The sequence below is a fragment of the Polaribacter litoreus genome, from assembly GCF_054584775.1.
The window spans coordinates 268,416-285,850 of sequence record NZ_JBTLRD010000003.1 but is presented as its reverse complement, the minus strand read 5'-3'; the positions used below and the strand labels follow the sequence as shown (position 1 = coordinate 285,850).

Genomic DNA, 17,435 nt, shown 5'->3' with positions numbered 1-17,435 from the left:
TGCTTATGTTATGCTGAACGTGGTTCAGTATTTTTTAATTAATTATTATCTTCTTTAAAAAAATATCTTAATTTTTTATTTCGTTTTTTTCGGAGCTATAAACATAATCATACGTTTACCTTCTAGTTTGGGTAGTTGTTCAACTTTACCATAATCTTCTAGTTCTTGAGCTAGTTTTAACAGTAAAATTTGCCCCTGTTCCTTAAAGATAATCGATCGTCCTTTAAAGAATACAAATGCTTTTAATTTAGCACCGTCTTGTAAAAACTTAATGGCATGTTTCTTTTTGAATTCATAATCATGCTCATCGGTTTGAGGTCCAAAACGAATTTCTTTGATAGTAACTTTAGTGGCTTTTGCTTTTAAAGCTTTTTCTCGTTTTTTCTGCTCATACAAGAATTTCTTGTAATCAATTATTTTACAAACAGGAGGTTTCGCTTTTGGAGAAATTTCTACCAAATCTAACTCTTGTTCTTTAGCCATCTGTTTAGCTTTCGCTAAAGGATATACACCTACCTCAACGTTATCGCCAACTACACGAACTTCATCAACATACTTTATTTTGTCGTTAATTCTGTGTTGATCTTCTTTGATTACTCTTAATGGTCTTCTAGACCTACTTCTTCTAATTGCTATGACTTATGATTTTTAAATTTAACTTAATGTTTTTTCTTAAACTCTAATATAATTAAAATTTTCGTAAAGTTTTACTTTCTTCGGCTTTTATTAAAGATTTAAATTCATTAATAGTAAAAGTTCCAATATCTCCTTCTCCGTGTTTTCTAACAGAAACTGTACCATTTTGCTCTTCTTTTTCACCAACTATCACCATAAATGGAATTTTACTAACCTCAGCATCACGAATCTTTCGTCCTGTTTTCTCACTTCTATTATCTACCAAAGCGCGAATTTCGGAATTTTCTAACGATTCTAAAACTTTTTCTGTATATTTTTGATATTTCTCACTGATTGGCAGTATAATAACTTGCTCTGGAGTTAACCAAAGTGGAAAGTTACCACCTGTATGTTCTAACAAAACAGCAATAAATCGTTCCATAGAGCCAAATGGTGCTCTGTGAATCATTACTGGTCTGTGAGATTGGTTATCTGAGCCTGTGTAACTTAAATCAAAACGTTTTGGTAAATTGTAGTCTACTTGAATTGTACCTAACTGCCAACTTCTTCCTAAAGCATCCTTTACCATAAAGTCTAACTTAGGGCCATAAAAAGCAGCTTCACCTTCTTCAATAACGTAATCTAAACCTTTATCTTGTGCTGCAGAAATGATTGCATTTTCTGCAATTTCCCAAGTTTCCACATCACCTATATATTTATCAGGATTATTCTTGTCTCTTATAGAAACTTGTGCTGTAAAATCTTCAAATCCTAAAGATCCAAAAACATATAGAACTAAATCGATAACATTTTTAAATTCTTGATCTAATTGCTCTGGTGTACAGAAAATATGTGCATCATCTTGCGTAAAACCTCTAACACGTGTTAATCCATGCAATTCTCCACTTTGTTCATATCTATACACTGTACCAAATTCTGCAAAACGTTTTGGTAAATCTTTGTATGAATAAGGTTTAAAGTTGTAAACTTCGCAATGATGTGGGCAGTTCATTGGTTTTAATAAAAACTCTTCATCCATTTTCGGAGTTTTTATAGGCTGGAAGCTGTCTTCGCCATATTTTTCATAATGCCCAGAAGTAACATAGAGTTCTTTTTGGCCAATATGTGGTGTCATTACCATTTCGTAGCCCGCTTTTTTTTGTGCAGCTTTTAAGAAATTTTCTAAGCGAGCTCTTAATGCTGCGCCTTTTGGCAACCATAAAGGTAAACCAGCACCAACTTTTTGAGAAAAGGTAAATAATTCTAATTCTTTACCCAATTTTCTATGATCACGTTTTTTAGCTTCTTCTAAAAGTTCTAGGTACTCTTTAAGCATTTTTTGCTTCGGAAAAGAAATGCCGTAAACACGCGTTAATTGATTGTTTTTTTCATCACCCCTCCAATATGCACCAGCTACATTCATAATTTTTACAGCTTTTATGATTCCTGTATTTGGGATGTGGCCTCCTCTACATAAATCTGTAAAATTACTATGATCACAAAAGGTAATATCTCCATCAGTTAAGTTTTCGATTAACTCAACTTTGTATTGGTTGTTTTCGTTTTTATATTTAGTTAAAGCATCCGCTTTAGAAACTTCACGCATATTAAATTCGTGTTTTCCACGAGCAATTTCTAAAAACTTCTTTTCAATGGCTGCAAAATCTTTTTCAGAAATGGTTTCATCACCCAAATCTAAATCGTAATAAAATCCATTATCTATAGCAGGACCAATGGTTAATTTTGCATTTGGGTGAAAGCTTAAAATTGCTTCTGCTAAAACATGGGCAGATGAATGCCAAAACGCTTTTTTACCAGCAACATCATTAAATGTATGTAAAACCAAAGATCCATCAGTAGTTAATGGGGTTTTGGTTTCAACAGTAGTACCGTTAAAACTTGCAGAAATAACGTTTCTGGCTAAACCCTCGCTGATGCTTTTAGCAACATCAATAGGAGTACTATTTGAAGCAAACTCCTTAACACTTCCATCTGGTAAAGTAATTTTTATCATTTAATGAGAACTATTTTAAGCCTGCAAAGATATTAAAAACAATATTTCAAACAATGGTTTAATCAATTAATAATAAACATTGTATTAGGTAGTTTTTTGTAACTGATTGAAGTTTGTGTAAAGATATTTAAAAGAATTTATAAAGCAATTTTTCCTGTAAAAACAAATTCAGCAGGCCCAGTCAAAAATACATTGGTATAAATACCCTTGTTTTCAGTAAACGAAACTTCTAAAAACCCACCTTCAACAGGTAAAGATACGGAGTTGCTTTTTGTTCTTTTAGTTTTATGCATAGCAATGGCAACAGCAGTTACTCCAGTACCACATGCTAAGGTTTCATCTTCCACACCTTTTTCGTAGGTGCGTACTCGAAAAGTGTTTTCATTAATTTGTTGCACAAAATTTACATTAGCACCAGGGCTATTATAACTATTCCTAATTTTTTTCCCGTTTACAAACACAGGATAATTTTCTAATTCATTAACCAATTCTACATGATGTTGAGTGCCTGTATAAGCGAAAACAGAATTTTTATTCACTTTTATTTCATCAACATCTATCATTTGTAAAGAAACCATATCATTATTAATTTCAGCAAAATGAGGGCCGTCAACTGCAGTAAAATTTGTTTTTTCTTTAATAATACCTAATTGTTTTGCAAAAGCTACTGCGCATCTTGCTCCATTACCACAGAAAGTTTGGCTACCATCTGCATTGTAATAAATCATTTTAAAATCAAAGGTTGTATCATTTTCAATTAAAATCAACCCGTCTGCTCCAATACCAAAATGTCTGTCACAAATTTCTGAAATTTTGTCAGTTTTACTTTTTGGAAAGATTTTTGTTCTGTTATCAACCATCACAAAATCGTTTCCAGTTCCTTGATATTTATAAAACGTTAAATTCATGCAACAAAGGTAACGATTTGTATGGTAAAAAGGGTCTGTTAAAACGTGGTTAAAAACCGTTAAAACCAAGTTAAACAGATTTTTTAAAAATGTTAAAATTGTATATTTGATTAAATAAAAATTAGAATTATGAAGAAATTTTTTGGTTTAGTAGGAATGGCAATTTTAGGTGGTGCTCTTACCTTAGGAGGCTACAAATTGCTTTTTAATGAAACTGTTGTGGTAAATAATAAAGCAGCAGATACTACAGGAATTATACAAACAAATTACACGCCCACTTTTGATACAAAATCTACTGCAGTTGATGCGGCTTCTATAGATTTTACACTAGCAGCAGAACGAACAGTACATTCTGTAGTTCACGTTAAAAACACTTCAATCAGAACGCAAAGCAATCCTTTTGCTATTATTTTTGGTAGTGGAAATGGTGAAAGGCAGTTTGAGCAAGTTGGCACAGGTAGTGGGGTAATTATCTCTGCAGATGGTTATATTGTTACTAACAATCATGTTATCAATAATGCAACATCCATAGAAATTACTTTAAACAATAAGAAAAAGTATGAGGCAGAAATTATTGGAACTGATAAAAATAATGATATTGCGCTGTTAAAAATTGATGCAGAGGTAGATTTGCCATATACGCCTTTTGCTAATTCAGATACCATTAAAATAGGAGAGTGGGTTTTGGCAGTAGGTAATCCGTATAACTTAACATCAACAGTTACAGCAGGTATTGTAAGCGCAAAAGGTAGAGATTTAGAAGGGAATAGAAATATTGAATCGTTTATTCAAACTGATGCAGCTGTAAATCCAGGAAACAGTGGTGGAGCCTTGGTTAATACTAGAGGTGAATTGGTTGGAATTAATACTGCAATTACATCTAAAACAGGTTCTTTTATTGGATACTCTTTTGCAGTACCCTCTAACATCGCTAAAAAAATTGTAGATGATTTGTTGGAGTTTGGGGCTGTACAAGAGGCAATTTTAGGTGTGGGTATAGATAGAGAATATGATGATGAGGGTGTAAAAATTGGTGAAGTTTATTATGATGAAAGTGCGAATAATGCACAACTGAAAAAAGGGGATATCATCAAAAAAATAAACAACGTTAAAATTTCTAAATTCTCTGAGTTAAAAGGACAATTAACAGCGAAAAGACCTGGTGATTATGTAGATGTGCTTATTGAAAGAGATGGCGAATTGATCAACAAAAAAATAGTTCTAAATAAAAGAGATACTTTTATTTCGAGAGTTTTAGGCGTTTCTTTAAAAGATTTATCCGAAAAAGAAAAGAAGAAATATAACTTAAAAGGTGGCGCAAAAATTATTGAAAATGCTAACAGAAGTTTAAGTTATTATGGTGTTGAAGAAGGTTATATTATTACGCAAGTTAATAAAAAGCCAGTATTATCTGCAGCTGAAGCTAAAAGTATGATTGATGATAGCGATTTTGGAAGTGGAAGACCTTTGTTTTTAGAGGTGATTAATTTAGAAGGTGAAATCGAAAGATATGCGCTAAAATAAAAAAGATAACATCCTACGTATGAAATCCTGATAGAAATATCAGGATTTTTTTTGGTTAAAATTTTTAACGAAATCGATTTCGTATTCTCAAAAAAAGAAATACTTTTGTGCAAACCTTAAATTAGTTATTAGCTATGTCAACAACCCAAAATTACGAGAAACAAGTTGTTTCTCAAGCACAAACCAGCAGAGCCACAGTAGAATTTATTAATATTGTTTACGATTTATGGTACGATAAATCTATTGAATTGGTGCTTTTTAGAAATCCTTTAATAGATAAAAGAGCAGGAGAGGTGCTAAATTTAATTCGTTATGCAAAAGAGTTTGTAAATAAAAAAATCTCTATTGAAGATGTGCTGAGTATTGCAAAGGCCATTCAACAAATCGATTTGCCATCTTCTAAATTAGACATTGGTAAATTGGCCTACGAGTGTTATTTAAACCCAAAAAGATGTGAAGATAAAGTTGCCTTTGTACAAAAACAACTTAAAGACGCTAAAGAGGCCAAAAACATAGTTCCTAAAGATGTGGTTTTGTACGGTTTTGGTAGAATTGGGCGTTTGTTAGCCAGAGAGTTGATGACTAAAATGGGTACAGGAGCTCAATTACGATTAAGAGCTATTGTAACACGTGGAGAAATTACACAATCTGTTTTAGAAAAAAGAGCTTCACTATTACAAGTAGATTCGGTTCATGGCGATTTTTTAGGTACTGTACATACTGATATAGAACACAAAGCGCTAATTATAAACGGTACAACAGTACACGTAATTTCTGCCAACAATCCTGAAGATATTGATTATACACAATATGGAATTAAAGATGCTTTAATTATTGATAATACTGGTGCTTTTAGAGATGATGTAGAGTTAAGTAGGCATTTAAAAGCAAAAGGTGCAAGTAAAGTATTGTTAACTGCCCCTGGTAAAGGAATACCAAATATTGTGCATGGTGTGAATCATAAAAAATACAATCCAGATAACACCGATATTTTTTCGGCAGCATCTTGTACAACCAATGCTATTACGCCTGTTTTAAAAGTTTTAGAAGATAATTTTGGAATTAAAAAAGGACACATAGAAACCATTCATGCTTACACAAACGACCAAAACTTGGTAGACAACATGCACAGCAAATACAGAAGAGGTAGAGCTGCAGCATTAAATATGGTGATTACAGAAACTGGTGCTGGAGAGGCTGTTGCCAAAGCCATACCTGTTTTAAAAGACAAATTAACCTCTAATGCAATTCGAGTTCCTGTACCAAATGGATCTTTAGCAATTTTAAGCTTACAATTAAGAAGACCCGTAAATACAGAAGCTGTAAACGCCATTTTAAAACATAATGCCTTAGAAGGTGATTTGGTAGAACAAATAAAATATTCGTTAGATAACGAAATGGTTTCTTCAGATATTATTGGCTCAACAGCACCTTCAATTTTTGATAGTAAAGCCACAATTACAGACAAAGAAACTATTGTTGTTTATGTTTGGTATGATAATGAATATGGCTATTCTCATCAAGTAATGCGTTTAGCAAAACATATTTCAAAAGTTAGAAGATATACATATTATTAAAATATTAATGTTGATGATAAAAAACAAAACTTTTAAAATATTTATGTTGATGAATACCTTGTAAAAAATAAAATAGCTCTCCAATTTTTGAGAGCTATTTTAATTTTTCTTTTTTTTTAGAGGATACAAAAGCTACTTTTTAGGAAGGTATAATTTCATTTCGCCAATTTCCAATTCGTCTAAATGCCCCATTTTTGTTTCATCCTTAGTAATTAAATGCATGTGTACAAATGAGTCGTGATGTGTAAAAACACCTTGATGCTCTGTTGAGAAAAAACCAATTATTTCGCAGTTTGTATTAGTTATGGTAAAATTTGTCTGTCCTTGATGTGCTTCATCAGGAGAGCTTACTTTGCTGCCTTGTGGTAAATTTTGAATATGAACAACTGCTTTAGAAACTTGTCCTATTAATTTAAAAGCAAAAGGTTTTTTGAAGTTTGTAGCTTGGTTTTTAGTAAATTTTTCAACGTCTTTAATTGTTTTTACATTAGTGGGTAGTTTTATTTCATGCCAGTTGTTGATGTTGCTGTAAACAAAAAAAGGTGCAGAAATATCAAAAGATTTTTCAACGATCATTGTGGTGTCGTTAATTACTTTTGATACGTAACTTTTACCGTTATTAATCAGCAATTCACCAGTTAAATAACTCACAGGTCCAAGGCCATAAAGTCCTTTTTTATCAGCAATAGTATCCAGGTTTATACTACTACCTAATTTTCCTTTCCACATTACGTTTTTCATGGCACCAACAATGTTTACATTTTGTTTTTCTTGGACTTTTGAAGTGCAACGAACGAATACTAAAAGCGTAAAAAGGAATACAATTTTTTTCATCGTTTTTTTCTAATTATTTGAGTAATGTTTCTAAAATAGTCTCAGAAAATTAACAATTGCTAATTTTGTAAATATCAAGAGCTGAATATCACTATTTTTTGATAAAATTATCATTTTTTGATGAAATAAAACAGTTATAAATTTAAAAAAAAGCTGTCTGAAAAGTAGATCTGTATGTCATTTTAGCGAAATTGAAAAATCGAACTATTTGATGATTAAAAAATAAGATTTCTCCATTTCAGTCCAAATGACAGGGATTTTATACTTTTCAGACAGCCTCTTTATATAACTATCAGCAAACATATTCTACATATAATCTTCAATAGGATTACAAGAGCAAATTAAGTTTCTATCACCAAAAGCATCATCAACTCTTCTTACTGTTGGCCAAAATTTATTGTCAGCAATATACGCTAAAGGAAAAGCGGCTTGTTTTCTACTGTATGGAAAATTCCATTCATCTGCAGTTAGCATTTGTTGAGTGTGAGGTGCATTTTTTAAAGGATTATTTGCATCCTCTTTCGTTGCATTTTTAATTTCTTCACGAATGGCAATCATAGCATCACAAAAACGATCAAGTTCAGCAATAGACTCAGATTCTGTAGGTTCAATCATCATGGTTCCACCTACAGGAAAAGAAACTGTTGGAGCATGGAAACCATAATCGATTAAACGCTTGGCAATATCTACCACTTCAATCCCTTTTTGTTTAAAGTCTCTACAATCAATAATCATTTCATGAGCTGCACGTCCTTTTTCGCCTGTAAATAAAGTCTCATAATGCCCTTGCAAACGTTCTTTAATATAGTTGGCATTTAAAATGGCATTTTTTGTTGAGTTGGTTAATCCTCTAAAACCCAGCATTTTTATGTATCCGTAAGAAATTAAACACACTAAAGCAGAACCCCAAGGAGCAGATGAAATGGCTGTAATTGCATTTTCTCCACCAGTTTCAATAACAGGATTTGTAGGTAAAAAAGGTACTAGTTGAGGTGCAACACAAATTGGCCCAACTCCAGGGCCACCTCCTCCATGAGGAATGGCAAAAGTTTTGTGTAAATTTAAATGACAAACATCTGCGCCAATTGTTGCAGGATTCGTCAATCCAACTTGAGCATTCATATTTGCACCATCCATATACACTTGCCCTCCATTATCGTGAATAATTTTGGTGATTTCTTTAATTTCACTTTCAAAAACTCCATGAGTAGAAGGATAAGTAACCATTAACGCAGCCAAATTATCGGAATGCAATTCTGCTTTTTCACGTAAATCAGCAACATCAATATTTCCATTTTCGGCAGTTTTGGTTACAATCACTTTCATACCAGCCATAACAGCAGAAGCAGGGTTTGTACCATGAGCAGAAGCAGGAATAATACAAATATTTCTATGTGATTCGTTTCTAGATTGATGATAAGCTCTAATCGTCATTAAACCAGCAAACTCACCTTGAGCACCAGAATTTGGCTGTAAAGAAGTACCTGCAAAACCCGTAATAATATTTAGTTGATGTTCTAATTTTTTAAGAACTTCTTGATATCCTTGTGCTTGATTTAAAGGCACAAAAGGATGAATATTTCCCCAATTAGGATTGCTTAAAGGCAACATTTCTGAGGCAGCATTTAATTTCATGGTACAAGATCCTAAAGAAATCATAGAATGATTTAAAGCCAAATCTTTACGTTCTAGTTTCTTTATATAACGCATCATATCTGTTTCTGAATGATACGTGTTAAAAATCTCGTTTTCTAAAAATGATGTATTTCTTGAAACAGCATCTTCAATAACTTCAAAATCCGAATGAAAAGGTTCTTGAGTTAAAATTTGAGAAAAGGTATCGTAATTTTCTTCTTTTACAGGATTTGGACGTTTTTTTAATTGTCCAAAAATGGTAAACAAAGTCATTAAATCTTTTTGAGTTGTTGCTTCGTTTAAAGAAATAGAAACCAAATTATCAGAAACATAATTAAAGTTTACCTCAAAAGATTCTGCAATTGGTTTTAATCTGATAGCATCAATTTCTACTAAAAGTGTATCAAAATAAGAAGAGTTTAGTTGTTTAAAACCAGCCTTTTCTAAAAAATCTGCAACTAATTTTGTTTTATTGTGCACTGTATCAGCAATATAATGCAAACCGTCTTTTCCATGATACACTGCATACATTCCAGCCATAACAGCTAATAAAACTTGCGCAGTACAAATATTACTAGTAGCTCTTTCACGCTTAATATGTTGTTCTCTAGTTTGTAATGCCATACGCAAAGCACGTTTACCATTCATGTCTTTGGTTACTCCAATTATACGTCCAGGAATACTTCTTTTGTATTTTTCTTTGGTAGCAAAATACGCTGCATGAGGCCCTCCATAACCTAAAGGAATTCCAAAACGTTGCGTGGTTCCTACAACTACAGAAGCACCAAATTCACCAGGAGCTTTTAATTTTACAAGGGATAAGATATCAGCAGCCACTGCTACTTTAATATCATTATCATTGGCTTTGGCAACAAAACTTTCATAATCATAAATCTGACCAAATTTACCTGGATATTGTAAAATTGCACCAAAAAAATCATCATCAAAATTAAATGCTTCGTGGTTACCAATTACTAACTCAATACCAATAGGAGTAGCGCGTGTTTGTAATAAAGATAAGGTTTGTGGCAGAATTTCATCAGAAACAAAAAACTTATTGGCACCCGCTTTTTTCTTAGCACGTTCTCTAACATCAAACAACAAAGCCATGGCTTCTGCAGCAGCTGTAGATTCGTCTAATAAAGAAGCATTTGCTAGTTCCATTCCTGTTAAATCACAAACCATAGTTTGGAAATTTAACAAGGCTTCTAGACGACCTTGAGCAATTTCTGCTTGGTAAGGTGTGTATGCTGTATACCAACCTGGATTTTCTAAAATATTTCGCTGAATAACACTTGGTACAATCGCTTCATGATACCCTAAACCAATATAGCTTTTAAACACTTTGTTTTTATTGGCAAGTGTATTTATGTGTTGTAAATATTCATATTCGCTCATTGCTGGCGCTAAATCTAAATCTTCTTTTAAAAGAATGTTGTCTGGTACAGTTTCAGTAATCAACTGTTCTAAACTATCAGCTTTTATAGTTTTTAGCATCTTTTTTTGCTCCACTTTATTTGGGCCAATATGTCTTAATTGAAACGAATTTGTGTTCATTAAATAGAGTTTTTTTAGACTTTTTTTAATAGATTTAAGTCGGCTTGTACCGCAAACCTAACAATCTGTAATTTAATTTTGCAAAAATACGTATTCTTTGTTTTAATTTTGATGATAATGCCCTCGCAAAACATTTAATTATTAACTAAATAGAATAATTATAAACAATAAGTTACTTTTGTGTAATGAACATTTTTAAGTCCGTTTTTAACTTTTACATCAATGCAAGTATTCATGTAGCTTTAGCAGTATATGCGTTACTTAGAATTACAGAAATGTATTTTGATTTGCCTTACAATCAAAATTTGTATTATTTTATTTTTTTCGGAACTATAACAGGCTACAATTTTGTAAAATATGCGGGTGTTGCTAAGCTGCATCATAGAAGTTTGACAGATAGTTTAAAAGTGATTCAAATTTTCTCTTTTTTTTGTTTTTTAGCCATGTGCTATTTTGCTTATCAATTGCAATTATCAACATTGTATTATAGTATTCCTTTTGTAGTGCTAACCATTTTATATGGAGTTCCTTTTCTAAGTGGTTTTGATAAAAATTTACGAGAGGTCAGTTATTTAAAAATTGCTGTGGTAGCTTTAGTTTGGGCAGGATTTACAGTGTTAATTCCTATTGTAGATGCTAACGCACACATTACTTATACAACCTATGTATTGCTATTGCAACGGTTTTTAATTGTAGTTGTATTAATATTGCCTTTTGATATTAGAGATGTGCAGTACGATGCTATTTCATTGCAAACCATCCCCAGAAAAATTGGCATAGAAAAAACCAAACGATTAGGGTTGATATTAATGATTTTTTGTTTGATTTTAGAGTATTTGGCTTCCACCTCAAATACAATGCAAACTCCGTTTATGGTATTCTTTTTTATTGTGATTATACTCTTAATGAGAGCAAAAACAAAACAGTCTAAGTATTACAGCTCTTTTTGGGTAGAATCGTTACCTATAGTTTGGTGGTTGATTCATTTAGGATTTCATAATTTTTAGGATCTAATACTGGTTTTATTATCAACTTTTTGAAGAATATGAACAAATAAAACAGATATCGTAAAACTCTAAAAAGGCTTCTTAAATGGCTACTATATTTGTAGATTTACCCACTTAAATTCAACCAAGATTTAAAGAAAATGATTACCACAAAAAGAAATTATATTTTCGATTTTGACAGTACACTAACTCGTGTAGAAGCTTTGGATGTTTTGGCAGAAATTACCTTAAAAAACAATCCAAAGAAAGATGAAATTATTCAAGAAATCATTGACATTACCAATTTAGGGATTGATGGAGAAATTTCATTCACAGAATCTTTAGAGCGTAGAATTCAATTATTAGAAGCCAATGCATCTGATTTAGAAGCTTTAGTTGCCGCATTAAAAAAGCAAGTATCAAAATCTATTGAAAGCAATAAAGAGTTTTTTGAAAAATTTGCAGATGATATTTATGTAATTTCTTGTGGTTTTAAAGAATTTATAGATCCTATTGTAGCAGCATACAATATTCCATCAGAAAGGGTATATGCCAATACTTTTGAATTTGATGCGAACGGAAAAATTGTAAGTTTTGATAGTGCAAACCCACTATCACAACACAATGGAAAAATCAAGTGTTTACGAGATATGAACCTTGAGGGAGAAATACAAGTTATTGGTGATGGTTATAGTGATTATGTAACTCGAGAAGCTGGTGTAGCAGACAAGTTTTTTGCGTATACAGAAAATGTTTCTAGAGATAAAACCACAGAAAACGCAGACCATATTGCACCGAATTTAGATGAATTTTTATACGTTAACAAGTTGCCAAGAAATATAAGTTACCCAAAGAACCGAATTAAGATTTTATTATTAGAAAATATACATCCAGATGCTTTTACAAAGTTATCTTCAGATGGGTTTTCTGTAGAAACAATTTCTAAAAGTTTGTCAGAAGATGAATTGATAGAAAAAATTAAAGATGTACACGTTTTAGGAATCCGTTCTAAAACTAACGTTACCCAAAAAGTAGTAGATGCCGCAGAAAAGTTAATGGTGGTAAGTGCATTTTGCATTGGTACCAAACAAATTGATTTAGACGCTTGTAAAGAAAAAGGGATTGTGGTGTTTAACGCACCTTACAGCAACACTCGTTCTGTGGTTGAGTTGGCAATTGGCGAAATTATTATGTTATTGCGTTCGGTTTTTCAACGAAGTACAGAAATTCATAATGGTCAGTGGCAAAAAACAGCAGCAGGTTCTAGAGAGGTTCGTGGTAAAAAACTAGGAATTGTAGGCTATGGTAATATTGGTAAGCAATTATCGGTTTTGGCAGAAGCTTTAGGTATGCACGTGTATTATTATGATGTGGAAGACAAGCTGGCTTTAGGAAATGCTACAAAAGTGAGTACTTTAAAAGAACTGTTAGCAATTTCTGATGCCGTAAGTTTACATGTAGATGATAATGCTGCCAATAAAAATTTCTTTGGTGCAGAAGAAATTTCACAAATGAAAGATGGTGCTGTTTTGGTAAATTTAGCACGTGGTTTTGTAGTTGATATTCCTGCACTAGTTGCCGCTTTAAAAAGTAAAAAACTATCAGGAGCAGCTATAGATGTGTATCCTTCTGAGCCAAGAAAAAACGGAGAGTTCAAAACAGAATTACAAGGTTTAGACAATGTAATATTAACCCCTCATGTTGGTGGAAGTACAGAAGAAGCACAAAGAGATATTGCCGATTTTGTACCAAGTAAAATTATGGCATACATCAATTCTGGAAATACGGTAGATGCTGTAAATTTCCCAAATATTCGTTTACCAAGACAAACAAACGCACATCGTTTTTTACATATTCATAAAAATGTGCCTGGTGTTATGGCTAAAATTAATAAAATTTTGGCTAAATACGATTTAAATATCAATGGCCAATTTTTATCTACAGATCCAAAAGTTGGGTACGTAATTACAGATTTAGATAAAGAATACAACAAACAAGTAATTGATGAGTTGAGAGCTGTAGAAGGTACAATTAAGTTTAGAGTTTTATATTAGCATTTTATCAGCTTTATAATATTTTAAACCCCACAGTTACTAAAATTGTGGGGTTTTTTTGTTGAAATTTGTTTTAGGTTATCAAAAAATGTATTTAAAAATCTCAAGCGATACTTTTATAAAGGATGGGTATCAATCTATTTTTGGTCAAATACACTAAAATACAAAGTAGGTATTTAGTTAGTATACCTTTTCACCATTTAAATAAGTGGCAATTACTTTTGTATTTGGAATTTTGTCTCCAGAAATAGTCATAATATCTTGATTTAAAATTACAAAATCAGCAAATTTACCTATTTCTATAGTACCTTTTTCTTCTTCTTCAAAATTAGAATAGGCAGCCCAAATAGTCATTCCTTTTAGGGTTTGATTTCTGTTTAAAGCATTATTCATTTGAAAACCATCTTTTGGAAATCCTTCTAAATCTTTACGAAAAGTAGACGCATAAAAAGTTAAAAAAGGATTTACTTTTTCTACAGGAAAATCTGTACCTAGGGCAATTTTTCCATACCTATTTAATAAATCTTTAAAAGCATACGCACCTTTCATTCGTTTTTTTCCAATTCTTTCTTCTGCCCAATACATATCTGATGTGGCGTGTGTAGGTTGTACAGAGGGCATAATATTGTTAAAACTTTTAAAATCTTCAGAAGATATTATTTGAGCATGTTCAATTCTCCATCTTCTATTTTCTTCATTTTTTAGAACCTCGTTGTAGGTTTTTAACATCCAAGTATTAGCAGAATCACCAATGGCATGTGTGTTCATTTGAAATTCTGAGGCAGCAATTTGCTTTGCAATTTCTCTGTAACGTTCAGCAGGATAAATTAAAGCACCAAAATGATTTTCTCTATCTGAATATGGTTTACGCATGGCTGCACCTCTAGAGCCTAAAGCGCCATCACCATAAACTTTAAATGAACGCACGTTTAATTTATCCGTTTTATAAATTCCTTTATTGATGTAATAATCAATTTGCTCTTGTTTATCACCAGACACCATGGCGTAAATTCGCATTTTTAATTGATTTTTTTGCTGTAATTCATCAATTAATTCTATAGTACTTCTATCTAAACCAGCATCATCAACCGTTGTTAAACCATAAGAAAAACATATTTTTTGAGCATCTAATAAACCTTGAATAGCTTCTTGTTTAGTGGGGTCAGGTATTTTTATAAAATCCATAGCAGCATCAATTAACACACCAGTCATTTCGCCGTTTTTGGTGATGATTTCTCCACCAGAAACAGGAGTGTTTTTAGTGATTCCTGCTAAATCAATAGCAGCTTGGTTAACTAATAATGCATGGCCATCTACGCGTCTTACAGCAACAGGAGTTGTTGGGAATAAAGAATCTAACTTATCTTTTGTGGGAAACTCTTTTATGGGCCAATCGTTTTGATCCCATCCACGACCTGTAATAAAATTGGTGTTTTTTACGTTTTGAAAAGAATCTATTCTTTTAATAACATCATCATAGCTTTTTGTACCTTCTAAAGATACTTTTTGCTGCTGTAAGCCCATTCTGTAAAAATGGCAATGTGCATCAATTAAACCAGGAACAATGGTTTTACCATGGGCATTAATGGTGTCTAAAGCGCTGTACGAATTAAAAATTTGTTCATTTGTGCCTATTGCAACAAACTTACCATCTTTAATAGCAAAGGCCTCTGCTTTTTGAAAGAGGTTATTTACGGTATAAACATTTGCATTATAAACAAGGATATCCACTTTTTTTTGTCCGCAAGAAAATAAAGAGAGGAAAACAATAAATTGTAATAGATTTTTTTTCATTTTTTAAATGGTATTGGTGTAAACAAAATATACTCCGTACATAAGTACAAACTGAAATGGGATTCTAATAATGGCTATTTTTTTTGAACCTATAGCAGGCCTTTTTTTAGTTACATCCCAAATATGAATGGGCAAAAGTAATAGTAGTAGAATAAAAATGCCTATTGAAGCTTCTTTTGTTGTTTTAGAAACAAACATACCAAACCCTAATATAAATTCTATAAAACCAACGATGTAGTTTACCAGTTTTTTATTTAAAAAATGAGGTATAAAATGCTTAAAGAGGTCCATTTTTATAAAATGCATTATTCCTGCAAAGCAGAAAAATGCACCATAAATTATTCGTAAAATTAGTGCAAAATCTTTCAAAATGTTAAGGTTTTATAGGAGTGTCTGCATATAAATATTTATCCATTAAGTAAATAATACTAGCCATAGATGCACTGCCCAATTCTAATTCGCGTTTGTTTACTTTATCAAAGGTATCTCTACTTGTGTGATGATAATCGAAGTAACGTTGAGAGTCTGGTCTGTAGCCAACTAGAGTTACGTTTTCGCCTTTTAACGGACTAATATCTGCTCCAGATCCACCTTTATCTAAGTCATGTAAACCATAAGGAGATAATAGCTTTTTCCAGCTTTGTAAAAGTTGAGTATTTACTGTATTTGCATCAATAGAAAAACCTCTAGGCGTATGACCACCAGCATCAGATTCTAAACCACCAATATGATTTTCTTTGTTCAATTTTGCCAACTCAGCATATTTTTTTGCACCTCTTGTTCCGTTTTCTTCATTCATAAAAAACACAATTCTAATGGTGTTTTTTGGTTTGATATTGTTTTTCTTAAAAAGATAAGCTACTTCTAAAGATTGCACTATCCCAGTACCATCATCATGAGCACCTTCACCCAAATCCCAAGAATCTAAATGTCCGCCAACTACAAAAATATTTTTTGGGTTTTCAGTACCTTTAATTTCGCCAACAACGTTAAAAGAAGGGGCGTCTGGTAAGGTTTTACAACTTTGTTTAAAGTAGAATTTTAAATCAGGATTTTTTTGTAAATCGGCACTTAACATTTCAGCAGCTTTACTGCTAATAGCTGCAGCAGGAATGTATTTTTCTTTTGGTAAATTTCCATAACTCATGGTTCCTGTGTGAGGGTAATCGTCTATTGCGTTTGTCATAGAACGTACAATTACGCCTTTTGCTCCAAACGCTCCACAAACTGTAGCGCCTCTTACACGTTGATCTACACAACCTCCATAGGCTTTAAAAGTATTAATGAGTGTATCATCGAAAGGACGGTTAAAAAAAACAATTTTTCCTTGCATTTTGCTGCCTAATGCTTTGGCTTCTTCCAAACTTTTTACTTCAATTACTTCTGCTAAAATACCTTCATTTGGTGTAGCAATAGAGAAACCTAAGGCACAAATAGCTACATTTTTTGTTGTTCCATTTATAGTATAACTGGCTGTTTCTTTTTTACCACGAATCCAATGTGGTACCATTACTGGTTGTAACCAAACAGAATCTAAACCTACATCTTTCATTAATTGCTCTCCCCATTCTACCGCTTTTTGAGCTTCTGGAGAACCAGATAAACGACCACCAATATTTTGTGTTAAATCTCTTAACCATTCATAAGATTTACCATCAGTTAATGCCGAATTAAAGATGGTTTTTATATAAGTAGAATCTGTTTTTTCTTGTGTAGAAAGTGTATTTAATGTTTCTTTTTTTGTAGCTTTTTGATTACAAGAAATCATCATGGTTATCATAAAGACTAGCAGTAATAGTTTTTTCATGGTTTTGTTGTTTATTTTGATAAAATTACAAAAACGAGATGACAATTTACTGTATTGAAAATGAATATGTTCATCATGCCTTGCAGCTTGGCATCCTTTACACCTTAGTTAAGGAGGTATTGATCTGAAA

12 protein-coding genes are annotated in these 17,435 nt (G+C 32.2%); 4 read left to right on the top strand and 8 right to left on the bottom strand.

Translation table 11 applies throughout. From position 1 onward, the window contains the following. Positions 1-75: 75 nt before the first annotated feature. The 3 genes from infC to dapF all read right to left on the bottom strand — a co-directional run bounded on the left by infC (position 76) and on the right by dapF (position 3,537). Entirely contained in the window at positions 76-594 is a 519-nt protein-coding gene (infC, locus tag ACW9UN_RS03780) for a translation initiation factor IF-3 (RefSeq protein ID WP_459484039.1), read from the bottom strand. A gap of 94 nt (positions 595-688) precedes the next feature. After that, positions 689-2,629 carry a threonine--tRNA ligase gene (gene thrS / locus ACW9UN_RS03775; RefSeq protein ID WP_459484003.1) on the bottom strand — a complete coding sequence of 647 codons (1,941 nt, stop codon included), beginning with the start codon at positions 2,627-2,629 and terminating at the stop codon, positions 689-691. Positions 2,630-2,766: 137 nt separating this feature from the next. Further along, a complete protein-coding gene (gene dapF / locus ACW9UN_RS03770) occupies positions 2,767-3,537 on the bottom strand; it encodes a diaminopimelate epimerase (RefSeq protein ID WP_459484001.1) in 771 nt (256 codons plus the stop codon). A 129-nt stretch (positions 3,538-3,666) separates the two neighbouring features. Between dapF and ACW9UN_RS03765 the strand changes: the two genes are divergently transcribed. Further along, positions 3,667-5,061: a trypsin-like peptidase domain-containing protein gene (locus tag ACW9UN_RS03765; RefSeq protein WP_459483999.1), complete on the top strand. Its 1,395-nt coding sequence runs from the start codon at positions 3,667-3,669 to the stop codon at positions 5,059-5,061. Between the two features lie 134 nt (positions 5,062-5,195). Beyond that, positions 5,196-6,638, top strand: a complete 1,443-nt coding sequence (locus ACW9UN_RS03760) for a glyceraldehyde-3-phosphate dehydrogenase (protein WP_459483997.1) — start codon at positions 5,196-5,198, stop codon at positions 6,636-6,638. Between the two features lie 132 nt (positions 6,639-6,770). Here the strand turns inward: ACW9UN_RS03760 and ACW9UN_RS03755 are convergent, their stop codons facing one another. Both ACW9UN_RS03755 and gcvP read right to left on the bottom strand, forming a co-directional pair. Continuing rightward, the gene (locus tag ACW9UN_RS03755; protein WP_459483995.1) at positions 6,771-7,472 is read right to left on the bottom strand and encodes an acetolactate decarboxylase; all 702 of its coding nucleotides are present in this window, start codon (positions 7,470-7,472) and stop codon (positions 6,771-6,773) included. A 306-nt stretch (positions 7,473-7,778) separates the two neighbouring features. After that, positions 7,779-10,664 (bottom strand): aminomethyl-transferring glycine dehydrogenase, encoded by a 2,886-nt coding sequence (gene gcvP, locus ACW9UN_RS03750; RefSeq protein ID WP_459483993.1) that lies wholly within the window; start codon positions 10,662-10,664, stop codon positions 7,779-7,781. A gap of 185 nt (positions 10,665-10,849) precedes the next feature. On the opposite strand from gcvP, the gene ACW9UN_RS03745 reads away from it, so the two are divergent. Together ACW9UN_RS03745 and serA are read left to right on the top strand one after the other, a co-directional pair. Further along, the gene (locus ACW9UN_RS03745; RefSeq protein WP_459483991.1) at positions 10,850-11,671 is read left to right on the top strand and encodes a UbiA prenyltransferase family protein; all 822 of its coding nucleotides are present in this window, start codon (positions 10,850-10,852) and stop codon (positions 11,669-11,671) included. 140 nt (positions 11,672-11,811) lie between these two features. Then, positions 11,812-13,704, top strand: a complete 1,893-nt coding sequence (gene serA / locus ACW9UN_RS03740; protein ID WP_459483990.1) for a phosphoglycerate dehydrogenase — start codon at positions 11,812-11,814, stop codon at positions 13,702-13,704. Positions 13,705-13,884: 180 nt separating this feature from the next. Here serA and ACW9UN_RS03735 read toward each other — a convergent pair whose 3' ends face one another. Genes ACW9UN_RS03735 through ACW9UN_RS03725 form a run of 3 tightly spaced genes read right to left on the bottom strand, consistent with a single transcriptional unit; the run spans position 13,885 to position 17,305 of the window. Continuing rightward, positions 13,885-15,498 carry an amidohydrolase gene (locus ACW9UN_RS03735; RefSeq protein ID WP_459483989.1) on the bottom strand — a complete coding sequence of 538 codons (1,614 nt, stop codon included), beginning with the start codon at positions 15,496-15,498 and terminating at the stop codon, positions 13,885-13,887. A 3-nt stretch (positions 15,499-15,501) separates the two neighbouring features. Next, positions 15,502-15,867 (bottom strand): DoxX family protein, encoded by a 366-nt coding sequence (locus ACW9UN_RS03730; protein ID WP_518525013.1) that lies wholly within the window; start codon positions 15,865-15,867, stop codon positions 15,502-15,504. Positions 15,868-15,871: 4 nt separating this feature from the next. Further along, the gene (locus ACW9UN_RS03725) at positions 15,872-17,305 is read right to left on the bottom strand and encodes a M20/M25/M40 family metallo-hydrolase (RefSeq protein ID WP_459483985.1); all 1,434 of its coding nucleotides are present in this window, start codon (positions 17,303-17,305) and stop codon (positions 15,872-15,874) included. Between the last annotated feature and the right edge of the window lie 130 nt (positions 17,306-17,435).